Origin of the sequence: Nocardioides proteolyticus (assembly GCF_051280635.3) — a bacterium.
GTDB lineage: Bacteria > Actinomycetota > Actinomycetes > Propionibacteriales > Nocardioidaceae > Nocardioides.
This window is the reverse complement of sequence record NZ_JBNBPO030000026.1, coordinates 1-13,273: the sequence shown is the minus strand read 5'-3', so window position 1 is coordinate 13,273 and position 13,273 is coordinate 1. Positions and strand designations below refer to the sequence as shown.

At 74.9% G+C, this 13,273-nt stretch carries 13 protein-coding genes; 2 read left to right on the top strand and 11 right to left on the bottom strand.

All coding sequences use genetic code 11. The annotated features are described in order from the left end of the window. Positions 1 to 114 precede the first annotated feature (114 nt). The 5 genes from ACPOLA_RS15250 to ACPOLA_RS15230 form a co-directional block, all read right to left on the bottom strand. Complete coding sequence (locus tag ACPOLA_RS15250) at positions 115 to 1,272, bottom strand: DUF2510 domain-containing protein (RefSeq protein WP_435771292.1); 1,158 nt, start codon at positions 1,270 to 1,272, stop codon at positions 115 to 117. A 61-nt stretch (positions 1,273 to 1,333) separates the two neighbouring features. After that, entirely contained in the window at positions 1,334 to 2,869 is a 1,536-nt protein-coding gene (locus ACPOLA_RS15245; protein WP_435771291.1) for a DUF7059 domain-containing protein, read from the bottom strand. A 196-nt stretch (positions 2,870 to 3,065) separates the two neighbouring features. After that, on the bottom strand, positions 3,066 to 3,950 hold the full coding sequence (locus ACPOLA_RS15240; RefSeq protein WP_435771290.1) for a M14 family zinc carboxypeptidase: 885 nt from the start codon (positions 3,948 to 3,950) through the stop codon (positions 3,066 to 3,068). Positions 3,951 to 3,954: 4 nt separating this feature from the next. Then, positions 3,955 to 6,315 (bottom strand): sodium-translocating pyrophosphatase, encoded by a 2,361-nt coding sequence (locus ACPOLA_RS15235; RefSeq protein ID WP_435771289.1) that lies wholly within the window; start codon positions 6,313 to 6,315, stop codon positions 3,955 to 3,957. Positions 6,316 to 6,505: 190 nt separating this feature from the next. Then, on the bottom strand, positions 6,506 to 6,838 hold the full coding sequence (locus ACPOLA_RS15230; protein WP_435771288.1) for an STAS domain-containing protein: 333 nt from the start codon (positions 6,836 to 6,838) through the stop codon (positions 6,506 to 6,508). Between the two features lie 144 nt (positions 6,839 to 6,982). Here ACPOLA_RS15230 and ACPOLA_RS15225 point away from each other — a divergent pair, with 144 nt between their 5' ends. Together ACPOLA_RS15225 and ACPOLA_RS15220 are read left to right on the top strand one after the other, a co-directional pair. Next, positions 6,983 to 9,343 (top strand): DEAD/DEAH box helicase, encoded by a 2,361-nt coding sequence (locus tag ACPOLA_RS15225; RefSeq protein ID WP_435771287.1) that lies wholly within the window; start codon positions 6,983 to 6,985, stop codon positions 9,341 to 9,343. Positions 9,344 to 9,353: 10 nt separating this feature from the next. Beyond that, entirely contained in the window at positions 9,354 to 9,680 is a 327-nt protein-coding gene (locus ACPOLA_RS15220) for a hypothetical protein (protein ID WP_435771286.1), read from the top strand. A gap of 197 nt (positions 9,681 to 9,877) precedes the next feature. Here the strand turns inward: ACPOLA_RS15220 and ACPOLA_RS15215 are convergent, their stop codons facing one another. The 6 genes from ACPOLA_RS15215 to ACPOLA_RS15190 all read right to left on the bottom strand — a co-directional run. Next, positions 9,878 to 10,237 carry an Rv3654c family TadE-like protein gene (locus ACPOLA_RS15215; protein WP_435771285.1) on the bottom strand — a complete coding sequence of 120 codons (360 nt, stop codon included), beginning with the start codon at positions 10,235 to 10,237 and terminating at the stop codon, positions 9,878 to 9,880. Between the two features lie 32 nt (positions 10,238 to 10,269). After that, the gene (locus tag ACPOLA_RS15210) at positions 10,270 to 10,662 is read right to left on the bottom strand and encodes a TadE family type IV pilus minor pilin (protein ID WP_435771284.1); all 393 of its coding nucleotides are present in this window, start codon (positions 10,660 to 10,662) and stop codon (positions 10,270 to 10,272) included. Next, the gene (locus ACPOLA_RS15205; protein ID WP_435771283.1) at positions 10,659 to 10,925 is read right to left on the bottom strand and encodes a DUF4244 domain-containing protein; all 267 of its coding nucleotides are present in this window, start codon (positions 10,923 to 10,925) and stop codon (positions 10,659 to 10,661) included. The genes ACPOLA_RS15210 and ACPOLA_RS15205 overlap by 4 nt, the downstream gene beginning before the upstream one ends. A 215-nt stretch (positions 10,926 to 11,140) precedes the next feature. Then, complete coding sequence (locus ACPOLA_RS15200) at positions 11,141 to 11,722, bottom strand: hypothetical protein (protein WP_435771282.1); 582 nt, start codon at positions 11,720 to 11,722, stop codon at positions 11,141 to 11,143. 61 nt (positions 11,723 to 11,783) lie between these two features. Further along, complete coding sequence (locus tag ACPOLA_RS15195; RefSeq protein WP_435771281.1) at positions 11,784 to 12,596, bottom strand: type II secretion system F family protein; 813 nt, start codon at positions 12,594 to 12,596, stop codon at positions 11,784 to 11,786. Beyond that, positions 12,593 to 13,273 (bottom strand): type II secretion system F family protein (locus ACPOLA_RS15190; protein WP_435771280.1); only part of this gene is annotated, 681 nt, incomplete at its 5' end. The genes ACPOLA_RS15195 and ACPOLA_RS15190, both read right to left, overlap by 4 nt.

Genomic DNA, 13,273 nt, shown 5'->3' with positions numbered 1-13,273 from the left:
TGGTTCGACCGGCCACGGTAGCGCTTGTGTCCAGCGGTCCCGCGAGCGCTGTCCCGCGCCGCCGCGCCGCGACGGCCCGCCGGGTGGGCCGGCGAGGTGGGCCGACGGGGCGGGTCAGCTCACCCGGATCCGGTCGATGACCCGCTCCTGCTGGGCGATCAGGTTGGTGTCGCCGATGGGCACCACGCCGAGGTAGACGCCGAAGGTCTCGGGGTCGCCGGTGTCGACGACGACCACCGAGGTGACGTCGCCCTCGAGCGACACGTCGGGGTCGTCGACGCGGATCTCGGAGGTGATCAGGTGGGCCGGCCGGCCGTCCACGGTGATCGCCTCGTTCTTCACGTCGGTGCGGGTGTCGAAGCCCCGGTAGACCTGGTCGTTCATCGTCAGGCACTGCATGACGATCTCCGCCGCCTGGGCCGGGTCCTCGAAGCCGCTGTCCTTGGGAAGCGCGCCGACGGCGTACTCGGAGACCCACTGGTCGCTGACGAAGGAGTACTGCACGACGATGTCGTCGGCGAAGGTGAGCGCCTCCGACACGCGCAGGTCGACGGTGTAGCCGCCGAGCCGGGGGATGGTCAGCCCGCCGCCGCTGATCCGCCTGGGCGTCTCGCCCGGGTCCTCCTCCGGCTTCGGGTCGCCGCCGGTGCACTGGATGCCGGTCGGCGCGACGGTGCCCGACGAGCTCGGCCCCTCGGTGCCGCCGCTGCCCGACTCGGGGCCGTCGTCGGTCGCGGTGGTCGGGTCGTCACCGCCTCGCGCGGGGTCGTCGTCGTCGCTGAGCGCCCGGAACCCGAAGAAGCCGCCGACGCCGATCAGCACCAGCACGAGCACCGCCGCCACCGCGATAGCGATCGCCTTGCCCGCGCCGCCACCCTTGGCCGGCGGCTGACCCCACCCGGGCTGGCCGTAGCCGCCCGGCGCGCCGGGACCGGCCGGGCCACCGGGCCCCTGCGGGGCGCCGGGGTACGGCGGCGGTGCGGCGCCGTACGGCTGGCCGGGCTGCTGGGTGGGCTGCGGCTGGCCGGGCTGCTGGCCGACGTGCTGGGTGGGCTGCTGGCCGGGGTGCTGCTCGGGCGGGCCGGGCTGCTGACCGCCCTGGCCCGGCGCACTCTGGCCGGGGCCGCCCTGGCCGGGGCCGCCCTGAACCGGACCGCCGGGCGCGGCGCCCGACGGGTTGTTGGTGGTCATCTGGCTCCACGACTGGCCGTCCCAGTAGCGGTAGGTGTTGGGTGCACCAGCGGGGTCGGGGTACCAGCCTGCGTTCGTCACGGGCCCAGTCTGCCGCAGCCGGGCGCGGAGGTCTGCGCTTCCCGGTCCGCGTGACGGCCGTTCAGTCGTCGGCCGGCGCGAGGAAGCCCTCGGCGACCAGGTCGCGCACCTCCGGCAGGTAGACCTCGCGCAGCGCCGACGGGTCCTGCTCCAGCAGCTGCCCGACCGCGTCGACCAACGGGCCGAGCGGGAGGTCGCCGTCACAGGCACCGGCCACCGCGGCGACGACCGTGTCCACGCGGCGCGCCCGCCGGAACCCGCGCTGCTGGCGGAGCACGATCGCCGCCGGGTCCTCGGCGCCGACCGAGCCGCTGGTCTCCTGGAGCACGTCGGGGCGCAGCACCAGCCGGGTCTCCGGACCGACGGTGGCCGCCGCGGCGGACGCGTCGGCCCAGCCGGCGATGGCGGTCGCGATCGGCTGCTCGACGTCGTAGGGCCACTCGAGCAGCTCGCGCGCGAGTCTGCCGGGCGTGGCCCCGGGCCGGTGGCGCAGGCTGATCCAGCCGAACCCGATGCCGCCGACGCCCTGCTCCTCCAGCCAGGAGAGCCAGGTGTCGTAGCGGTCGGCGTAGGTGGCGGCGGTGCCGCCCGTCGCCGGGTGGTGGCCGGAGTCCTTCAGCCAGAGCTCGACGTACGCCGCCGGGTCGAGCACCTCACGCTGCACCACGAGCGCGTCGCACTCGTCGGGCAGCCAGCCGGCCAGCCGCTCGTCCCACGGGCGGTCGCGCTCGATCACCCAGTTGGCCAGGACCTGGCACCAGCCGCCGTCGGTGAGGTGGTCGGGCGCGGCGCGCACGATGTGCTCGACCACCTGGTCGCCCGGCAGGCCGGAGTCGCGGTAGACCAGCCGCTCACCGCTGGCCGGCGAGATCACGAACGGCGGGTTGGTCGCGATCAGGTCGAACCGCTCGCCGGCCACCGGCGCGAAGAAGGACCCGTCCCGCACGTCGACCACGTCGTCGACGTCGTTGAGCGCCGCGTTGAACCGGGCGAGGGCGATCGCGCGTGCGTTGACGTCGGTGGCCACCACCCGGTCGCTGTGGGTGGCCAGATGGAGCGCCTGGACGCCGCAGCCGGTGCCGAGGTCGAGCGACGTGCCGACGTCGTGGCGCAGGGTCAGCTGCGCGAGGCTGGAGGACGCGGGGCTGATGCCGAGCACGTAGTCGGCGGTCACCGAGGTCGCCCGTCCGTCGAGGCCCGGCGTCAGGTCGCTGACCACCCACAGGTCGACCGGCCGGGACGAGCCGGCCGATCCGGGCGAGGCGGCGGCGTCGGTCGCGTAGGGCCGCACGTCCAGCCGCGCCGCGACCTCGCCGACGCTCTGCACCAGCACGCCCGCCGCGGCCAGGCGGTCGATCAGCCCGGGCAGCGCGCGCTCGGCAGCGGCGGTGGGGACCGGGCGCTGGAGCAGGAAGAGCCGCACCAGCGTGGCCAGCAGCCCGTCGTCGTCACGGACCCGGCGCAGCGCCGGCGTGGTCTCGTTGCGCGACAGCGCGGTGTGCGCCTCGGGCCCGAGCAGCGCGCTGACGGCGTCGTAGGTGAAGTCGGCGGCGACGAGCGCGTCGCGCAGCGGGGCGGCGAGGTCGACGGAGGGCACGGGGCAACGGTAGACGTGGCTTGTAACTCGGTGTTCGGACCTCCACCACGGTGGTCGGGCATCTGCCACGGTCTCAGAACCGGTCACAAGACCGTGGTAGCGGACCTAACACCGAGTTACATGCGAGCCCCGCGAGCCCCGCGAGCCCCGCGAGCCCCGCGAGCCCCGCGAGCCCCGCGAGCCACCCCGCCCACCCTCACCGCACCAGCGCCGCCGCCGCGATCCCCCGGCCGGCCTTGACGGTCCGGTAGCGGGTGGAGGGGCGGGCGCCGTACTCGATGGTGGTGGCGACGCCGTGGTCGCGGAACCGGGCGTTGTACCACCCGGTCAGGGTCGGGGAGACCGTGCCGGTGGGGTTGCCGACGCCGAGCCAGCGGCGCGGCAGGTCGAGGTTGCGGGCCAGCCGCCGCTGCCAGTAGATCCCGCCGCGGTGCTTGCCGACGGCCCGCAGGGGCTGGTGGATCGAGGCGATGTAGTCGGGCTTCACCGTCCGCAGGAACTCGATCATCGCGCGGGTCTCCGGCTCGCTCGCCCGCCGCGGGCCGCCCCAGTAGCGCGAGCCCCGGTTGGCGCCGCTCCAGCCGCTGGTCGGCCAGTTTCGGTTGAGGTCGACGCCGCGGGCGTTGCGACGGGTGCCGCGGGCGTTGCCGTCGGGGTTCATCGACGGCACCACCCAGATCCCGGTGCCGGGCCTGGGCCGGACGTGGTCGCGGACCCACCAGGCGGTCGCCCGGCCGGCCTTCTCGTCGCCGTGCATCTGCCCCAGCACCACGAGCACGTGCCGCGCGCCCTCGTAGCCGCGGTAGTAGGCCTTGATCCGCCGGCCCTTCACCGACCGGCCGATGGTCCGCGAGGTCCGGACGTACGGCGCCGCGCCGGCCGCGCCGCGGACCTCCCCTGCCAGGGGTGCCGACCCCGCCTGCCGACCTGGATCACCCAGGCCGACCGTCGCGGACGCCGGCGCTGCCGACGGAGGGACGACGAGCACGACGCCGGCCACGGCGGTCAGCACCGCCGTGGCCAGCGCGCTCCCGAACCGGCGCCGGGTCGGCGTCCCGGGCCGGGTCCGGGGAGCGGTCATCGGGCTAGGCCGACTCGATCGATGACGGCTCCGGCGCGTCCTCGCCGATCACCGACGAGCGCTGCTTGGAGACCAGCACCGCGGCGAAGATGCCGGCCGCTGCCGCGACCGCGATCAGGATCCGGACGACGTCGTTCTCACTGTCGCCGTAGGACAGGCTGATGATGGCGCCCACGATCAGCAGCGAGACCAGGTTCATCACCTTCAGCAGCGGGTTGATCGCCGGACCGGCGGTGTCCTTGAACGGGTCGCCGACGGTGTCGCCGATGACCGTGGCCGCGTGCGCCTCGGACCCCTTGCCGCCGTGGTTGCCGTCCTCGACCAGCTTCTTCGCGTTGTCCCAGGCACCCCCGGCGTTGGCGAGGAAGACCGCCATCAGGGTGCCGGTAGCGATCGCACCCACCAGGAAGCCGGCGAGCGGACCCACGCCGAGTCCGAACCCGACCGCGATCGGGCTCAGGATCGCCAGGATGCCCGGCGTGGCGAGCTCGCGCAGCGAGTCGCGGGTCACGATGTCGACCACGCGGCCGTACTCCGGCCGGGCCGTGCCCTCCATGATCCCGGGGATGTCGCGGAACTGGCGGCGCACCTCCATGACCACCGCGCCCGCTGCCCGGCCGACGGCGTTGATCGCCAGCCCGGAGAAGAGGAACACCACGCCGGCGCCGAGCAGGGTGCCGACGATCAGCTTGGCGTCGAGCACCATGAAGCCGAGCACGACGTCGCCCACCGCGCTGTCAGCCACGCCGTCGGCGTCCTCGAGCGAGGTGAACGCCGACTGGGCGTACGACGCGAACAGGGCGCTCGCCGCGAGCACCGCCGTGGCGATCGCGATCCCCTTGGTGATCGCCTTGGTCGTGTTGCCGACCGCGTCGAGCTCGGTGAGGATCCCGGCGCCCTCCTCGCTGACGTCGCCGGACATCTCGGCGATGCCCTGGGCGTTGTCGGACACCGGGCCGAAGGTGTCCATCGCGACGATCACGCCGACGGTGGTGAGCAGTCCGCAGCCGGCGAGCGCGACGGCGAACAGCGCCAGGGTGGTGGAGCCGCCGGCCAGCAGCGCTGCGCCGAAGACCGCGGCACCGATCACGATCGCGGTGTAGACGGCCGACTCGAAGCCGACCGAGAGGCCGGACAGGATGACGGTAGCGGCGCCGGTGAGCGAGGTCTTGCCGACGTCCTTGACGGGCCGGTGCTCGGTACCGGTGAAGTAGCCGGTCAGCGCGAGGATCGCGGCGGCGAGGACGATGCCGATCACCACGGCGCCCGCGGCGAAGAGTGCCGGGCTGACGCCCGGCTCGTCGGCGCCGAGCAGCGAGTCGAGCACCGAGCCGCCGCCGTTGAGCTCGCTCCACTCGCCGGGCAGGTAGACGAACGCGGCGATGGCGCTGGCGATCGCGCCGACGGCGGCGGAGATGTAGAAGGAGCGGTTGATCGTGGTCAGGCCGCTCTCACCGGCGCGCGGCTTGGTGAGGTAGACGCCGGCGATGGCCGACAGGGCGCCGATGGCCGGGACGATCAGCGGGAAAACCAGGCCCTTGTCGCCGAACGCCTGCGAGCCCAGGATCAGCGCGGCCACCAGCGTCACGGCGTACGACTCGAACAGGTCGGCCGCCATGCCCGCGCAGTCGCCCACGTTGTCGCCCACGTTGTCGGCGATGGTCGCGGCGTTGCGCGGGTCGTCCTCGGGGATGTTCTGCTCGACCTTGCCGACGAGGTCGGCGCCCACGTCGGCCGCCTTGGTGAAGATGCCGCCGCCGACGCGCATGAACATCGCGAGCAGCGCCGCACCGAAGCCGAAGCCCTCGAGCACGTTGGGCGCCGCGTCCTGGAACGCGATCACCACGACCGCCGCGCCCAGCAGTCCCAGGCCGACCGTCGACATGCCCACCACAGCGCCGGTACGGAAGCCGATGTTCATCGCCGGGTCGCGGCCCTGCTCGTTGGCGGCCGCGGCGACGCGCAGGTTGGCGCGCACGGCGAGCGACATGCCGAGGTAGCCGATCGCTCCCGAGAAGCCGGCCCCGACGAGGAAGAACACCGACCGGAAGATCCGGACGCCCCACTCCGACTGCAGGAAGCCGGACCCGTCCTCCGCATGGGCCGGCAGCGCCAGCAGGACCACGAACGCGATCGCCGCGAAGATGCCGAGGGTGCGGAACTGGCGGGTGAGGTAGGCGCTCGCGCCCTCCTGCACCGCCAGGGCGATCCGCTGCATGTTCTCGGTGCCTTCGCCGGCGCGCAGCACCTCGGCTCGGAAGAGCCAGGCCATGGCCAGGCAGAAGAGGGCGATGAGGGCGACGACGATGACGAGGGCGAGATCCCCGCCCGTCACGTCGACGTCCACGAGGAGCGGAGAGGGCATTCCAGTGCCTCCTGGGGAGTTCAGGCGTCGGGTCGTGTGACCCAGGTCATAGAACGTGGGCGGGAGTCTACGCAGACTCGCGCGCCCAAGGCACGAAGGATGTGACGCGGGTCACGTCGATCTTTTCCGCACGGCGACGCCGTCGGAATACCCGGGAAGCGGCGGCCGTCCCTGCGACCGGGCCGCCGGATCAGGCCAGGGCGGCTTCGGAGGAGCCGTGGATCACGAAGACCTTCGCCAGGCCGGTGATCTTGAAGATCTTCAGCAGCCGGTCGGCGTTGCACACCAGCTCCAGCGAGCCGTCGTGGGCACGGACCTTCTTCAGGCCGCCGACCAGCACGCCGAGGCCGGTGGAGTCGAGGAACTCGACGTCCTGCATGTCGATGATCAGGTGATAGGTGCCGCCGGCGACGAGCTCGGTGATCGTGTCGCGCAGCTTGGGGGCGGTGTAGACGTCGATCTCGCCGCCCACGGCGACGACGGTGCGTCCGCCGACGTCGCGCGTCGACAGTGTCAGATTCACGTATCCACCCCGGGAGAGCTCTTCACCATTCCTGCAGTGCGCCCATCAAACCATGCCCCCGGCGAGCGTGCACCAAGAACGCACACGGTCGCGCCACCGGGCGTGCCTGTCGCACCTGTCGGGGGTGCTTGCGACAATCCGTTGGTGACCGCCCAGCCCACCACCCCGCTGCCGACCGCCGGCAGCCGCGTCGACCCCGGCGCGCTGGTCGCGCGGCTCACCGCGGGCCCGGGCCGTGCCGACCGGCTGACCCACCTGGAGCGGGTGCCGGCCCGTGAGGCGGTCACCGCGGACTGGCCGGCGTGGGCCGACCCGACCGTGGTGGCGTCGTACTCCTCGCGCGGCGTGGGCCGGCCCTGGGCCCACCAGGTGGCCGCCGCCGAGGCGGCGTGGCGCGGCGAGCACGTCGTGCTGGCCACGGGCACCGCCTCCGGCAAGTCGCTGGCCTACCTGCTGCCCGCCCTGACCGCCATCCGCGCCGAGCGGGGCCCGCGCGGCCAGCGCGGGGCGTCGGTGCTGTACCTCGCGCCCACCAAGGCGCTCGCCCACGACCAGCGCGCCGCGATCGACGCGCTGGGCCTCGACGTCCGGGTGTGCACCCACGACGGCGACAGCACGACCGAGGAGCGGGAGTGGACGCGCGACTTCGGGGAGTACGTCCTGTCCAACCCCGACATGCTCCACCGCTCCCTGCTGCCCGGCCACCAGCGCTGGACCCAGTTCTTCCGGTCCTTGCGCTACGTCGTGATCGACGAGTGCCACCACTACCGCGGGGTGTTCGGCGCCCACGTCGCCCAAGTCGTACGACGCCTGCGGCGGATCTGCGCGTCCTACGGCGCCTCGCCGACGTTCGTGCTCGCGTCCGCGACGGTGGCCGACCCCGACGTGACGGCGCAGCGGATGATCGGCCTCGACGTGACGGCGGTGACCGGCGACGGCTCACCGCGCGGCGAGCTGGCCGTCGGGCTGTGGGAGCCGCCGCTGACGTCGTTCACCGGCGAGCATGGTGCGCCCGTGCGGCGGCCGGCGACCGCCGAGACCGCCGACCTGATGGCCGACCTCGTCGTCGGCGACGTCCGCACGCTGGCCTTCGTGCGGTCGCGCCGCGGCGTGGAGCTCGTGGCGCAGCGCACCGACGAGCTGGTGGCGGAGGTCGACCCTTCGCTGGCCGGTCGGGTCGACTCCTACCGCGGCGGCTACCTCCCCGAGGAGCGGCGCGCGCTGGAGAACGACCTGCGCAGCGGTCGGCTGCTCGGGATGGCCGCCACCAACGCTCTCGAGCTCGGCATCGACGTGAGCGGCCTCGACGCGGTCCTGCTGACCGGCTATCCCGGCACCAGGGCGGCCTTCTGGCAGCAGGTCGGTCGCGCCGGGCGCCACGGTGGCGGCGCCCTGGGCGTGCTCGTCGCGCGCGACGACCCGCTGGACACCTACCTGGTGCACCACCCCGAGGCCCTCCTCGGCCGGCCGGTCGAGGGCACGGTCTTCGACACCGACAACCCGTACGTGCTCGGCCCCCACCTGTGCGCCGCCGCGCAGGAGCTGCCGGTGACCGCCGCCGACCTGCCCCTGTTCGGGCCGCGCACGCGGGAGGTGCTCGGCGAGCTGGTCGAGCGGGGGCTCCTGCGGCGCCGTCCGGCCGGCTGGTTCTGGACCGACCGCTCCAGAGCTGCCGACCTCGCCGACATCCGCTCCGCCGGCGGGCAGCAGGTCCAGCTCGTCGAGGTCGGCACCGGCCGGGTGGTCGGCACCGTCGACGGCGGCCGGGCGCACAGCACCGCCCACCCCGGGGCGGTCTACCTCCACCGCGGCGAGACCTGGCTCGTGGAGACGCTCGACCTCGACGAACACGTCGCCGAGATGCGGCGGGTCGAGACCGACCACACGACCACGGCCCGCGACGTCACCGACATCGAGATCGTCGAGGAGCGCGCGCACGTCGCCTGGGGGCCCTGCCGGGTGTCGTACGGCACCGTCGAGGTGACCAACCAGGTGACGTCCTACCTGCGCCGCCGGCTGCGCACCGGCGAGGTGATCGACGAGACCCCGCTCGACCTCCCGCCGCGGACCCTGTCGACCACCGCGGTGTGGTGGACCGTGCCCGACGCGGTGCTCGCGTCGACCGATCTCGAGCGCGCCGACCTGCCCGGGGCCGCGCACGCCGCCGAGCACTGCTCGATCGGGCTGCTGCCGCTGTTCGCCACCTGCGACCGGTGGGACATCGGCGGCGTGTCGACCGCGCGTCACCCCGACACCGGGGTGCTGACGGTCTTCGTCCACGACGGCCACGCCGGTGGTGCCGGCTTCGCGGAGCGCGGCTACCGCACGGCCCCCGCGTGGCTGCGGGCCACGCGCGCCACCATCGCGGCCTGCGAGTGCGCGGCCGGTTGCCCGTCGTGCATCCAGTCGCCCAAGTGCGGCAACGGCAACGACCCGCTCGACAAGGCCGGGGCGGTGGCGCTCCTCGACGCGCTGCTCCGGGAGGCGCCGGCCGCGCCGGAGTAGCCTGCCCGACATGGTGATCTTCGGGCTGCTCCTCCTGGTGATCGGCGTCGCCGGCATCATCTCCGGCATCTTCGGCACCGACTACGACACCGTCGAGGGCGAGGACCGGCTCACGACCGAGTTCCTCGGGATCAACTGCGGCCCGGAGGTGATCTTCCTGCTGGGCGTCGCGTCGGGGGCACTGGTCCTCCTCGGGATGTGGCTGATGAAGATCGGGGCGAAGCAGGGCTGGCGGCGCCGCAAGGAGCAGAAGCGCCTCACGGAGCTGTCCGAGAAGCTCGACCGCGCCGAGGCCGACCGGCGCCGCGACGACCTCTCCGGCCGCGAGGAGCCCTGAGGCTCGACCGGCTCACCGGCTCACCGGCTCAGGCTCAGTCACCCCGTCACCGGCTCAGCTCACCGGCTCAGCTCACCGGCCCAGCTCACCGGCCCAGCTCACCGGCCCAGCTCACCGGCCCAGCTCACCGGCCCAGCTCACCGGCCCAGCTCACCGGCCCAGCTCACCGGCCCAGCTCACCGGCCCAGCTCACCGGCTCAGCTCACCGGCCCGGCGCGCGCCCGGCCGACCAGGTCGTCGTCCTGACCGAGCCACCGAGGACCGCGCACGACCACGGACACCAGCACGTCCTCACCGTCGACGGCGCACGAGTCCAGGCTTGCGCCGTTGGCCGCGGCGACGTCGCCGGCGGCCGCGCACGGGTCGCCGGTGCGGTCCGACAGCGCCGTCGCCCCCGCGAGGGCGGCCAGGTCGGCGGCGGACTGCGCCTGTCGGTGGGCGACCATGATCGCGGCCACCACGCCCGCTGCGGCACCGACGAGCAGCAGCACCCCGGCCAGCGCGACGACGAGCACCGTGGCGGCGCCGCGCTCGCACGGGGGTTGCCGGCGGATCACGCCGGCAACCCCGGTGCGAGGTTGCCGGCGGGTCACGGCGGCGCCTCCTGCTCCTCCGCGATCGCCACCGCCTCGGCCTCGAGGTCGGCGCCGGGCAGGCTCCGGAACAGCCCGCCGGGTCCGGACATCCGCCCGGAAGCCCGCACCACCACCCGGCCGCCCGAGCGGGTCACCGACAGACGCACACCGTCAGGGGCCACCCGCTCACCGACCGCGATCGCATCGGCCGGGTCGTCGCCGCGGGCCAGCGCCCGCGCCGCCTCCCGGGCGGCGTCGACGGTGCGGACCTGGCCGACGCCGACCGCCAGGAGCCAGACCAGCCCGGTCGTGACCGCGAGCAGCGTGGGCAGCGCGAGGGCGAGCTCGGCGGTGACGGCACCGCGGTGGCCCCTGCTGCGCGGGCGCACCGGGGTGGTCCCGGTCATCGCAGGCCGAGCAGCCCGAGGACGTGGTCGAACAGCGTCTTGATCAGCCGGTCGCCGAAGCCGCCGCTGAGCAGCTTGTAGAGCAGTCCGGCGAAGCCCGCCCCGGCAGCGGTGGCCACGGCGTACTCCGCGGTGGTCACGCCCCGCTCGTCGGCCGGCCGGCGCAGCGGGCGGAGCCGCCCGGGCCGTGGGCGGGCGGCGCGGGCCGGCGTGGTTGTGGTCGTGGTCGTGGTTGCGGGCGTGGCGGTGGCTGTGGGTGCCATCTCTCCTCCTTCGTCGCGACCGCCGGGTGCGGCCGTCGGAGGACGAGGCTGCGCGACGGCGGTGACATCCGACCGTCGCCGAGGCGCTGCCTGTGGAGGGGGACGGGCCGTCCACAGGACGGCGCGGCTCCGGTGGCCCGCCGCGTGACGCAAGGGACCGGCGGTGTTCAGGCGCCCGAACCCGACCGGCAGCGGCGGAGGTGGAGGAGGGCCGGTCAGGGCAGGACGAGCACCGGGTTCTCGACGCCGCCGTCGAGCCTGACCAGCTGGGGGTCCGTCACCGGGAGCGGGTCCTGGGCGAGGGGATGCTCGCCGGTGACCGCGCTGGCCCACTCGCCGTCGACGAGGGCGGCGGCGTACCCGCCGTACTGCGGCGGCGCGTCGACGGTCGTGCCGTCGACGTCGACCACGACGCAGGCGCCGTCCGGCACGGTGACCTCGGTGTCGTACGCCGTCAGCACGAACGGCTCGCCGCCGTAGTGGCCCACGACCAGGTCCGGCTGCCCGCTCTCCGCGGAGTCCTGGCGATGCTGGGCGGCGAGGACGCTGCGGACCTCGTCGAGGTCGGCGGCGTTCCACAGCTCGGCGCACTCGTGGAGGGCAGCCGCGGGCGCCGTGGTGCCGGTGTCGGCCGGTGACGTCGGGTCGTCCTGCGGAGGGGTCGACTGCTCGGACGAGGTGGTGTCCTCGACCTCGGGGTCGGCGTCCTCGCCACAGGCGGTGGCGCTCAACGCGAGCGCGAGGATGACCGCGGCGAGGGGAGCGAGGGGGGCGCGGAGGCAGCGGGGGTTCTTCACGGGCGTCACCGTAGGAACCCGAGCGCCCGGCGTCCCGCGATCGGCGAAAACTGCCGGTGCCTCAGACGATCGTGGCGGCCAGCGACGCGGCGAGCGGCACGATCCCGAGCAGCAGGAAGGCGGGGAGGAGGCACACGCCGAGGGGTACGGCGGCGCGCACGCCCACGGCTCGCGCGCGGTCCTCCACCTCGGCCCTGGCGCGACGGGACAGCTCGTCGGCGAGCCGCTCCACCGCGCCGACCACCGGTGCACCGGTGCGGTGGGCGCGTGCCAGCGTACGGCCCAGTGGGCCGAGCGCCGGGTCGTCGGCCAGCGTGCCCCAGATGGCGGCGGGGTCGCCGCCCAGCTGGAGCCGCGCGGCGACCGGAGCCAGCTGCTCGGCCGCCGCGCCGGGCAGCGCCCGGCAGACCACGTCGATCGCGGCCGCCGGAGCGGCGCCGGACCGCAGCGCGGCGGCGAGCAACGTCACGACGTGCGGGAGGTCGCGTCGTACCTCCTCGCGCCGGAGGCGTACGACGCGAGGCTCGAGCCGACCGGCCACCACCCAGACCACGGCCGCTGCCCCCAGGCCGGCCGGCACGGCGAGCGGCCCACCGAGCAATGCGCCGGCCCCGGCGCCGGCCAGCAGCGCCCAGGCGGCACGCCAGCGGCGGAGCAGCCCCTCCTCGGCTGCGGCTTCGCCGCTTCCTGCCACCTCGCGCGCCGGAACCTCCCACCTCGCGGTGCGAAAGCTGCCACCTCGTGGGGGGAGGAGGAGGGCGACGGCGAGCGCGGCGGCCAGCCCGGTCAGCACGGCCAGCACGGTCAGCACCGGTAGGGGAGGCAGGGCAACCAGGACAGGCAGGGCGGTCGTGGCTGCGGAGGTGGCGGTCACCGGCGGCCGCCCTCGACGTCGCGGGCGAGCGTCTCGATCCACGCCAGGCCGGCGTAGCCGCAGGCGAGTCCGGCGGCGAGGCACGCCAGGCCGACCGGGTGCCCGAGGAGGAACCGCCACGGGTCGGCACCGGCACCGCTGCCCATCAGCAGCGCCACGACCGGCAGCCCGGCCAGCAGCCGGGCCGTCGCGCGGGCGGAGGCGAGCTCGCCGGACACGACGCGGCGGGTCTGCTCGGCGGCCCGCAGGTCGTCGGCCACCCGGCCGAGCGCGTCGGCCAGCCCGTGGCCGGTGCGGTGGGCGACCTGCCAGGCGGCGGCCACGACGCGCAGCTCGCCCGCGCCGGGCTGCACGGCCAGCTCACGCAGCGCGGCGGGCACGTCGCCACCGGCCTGGGCCGTGCGCGCAGCCGGCGCCACCAGTGGCCACTCGGTGCCGGCGCGGCCCAGGGCGTGTGCGGGTGTCTGCCCGGACGCCAGCTCGGCCTGGAGGCCGTCGCACAGCTCGACGACCCGAGCCCGGGTGTGCAGCGCGGATCGCTCGCGCAGGCGCGAGCGCCCCAGCCGGGTGCCGCCGACGACGACACCCGCCGACAGCAGCGCCAGCACCAGCAGGCGCGGCGAGCCGGCGAGCAGCCAGCAGGTCGCCGCGACCGCGGCGCCCGCCGCGACGAGCCG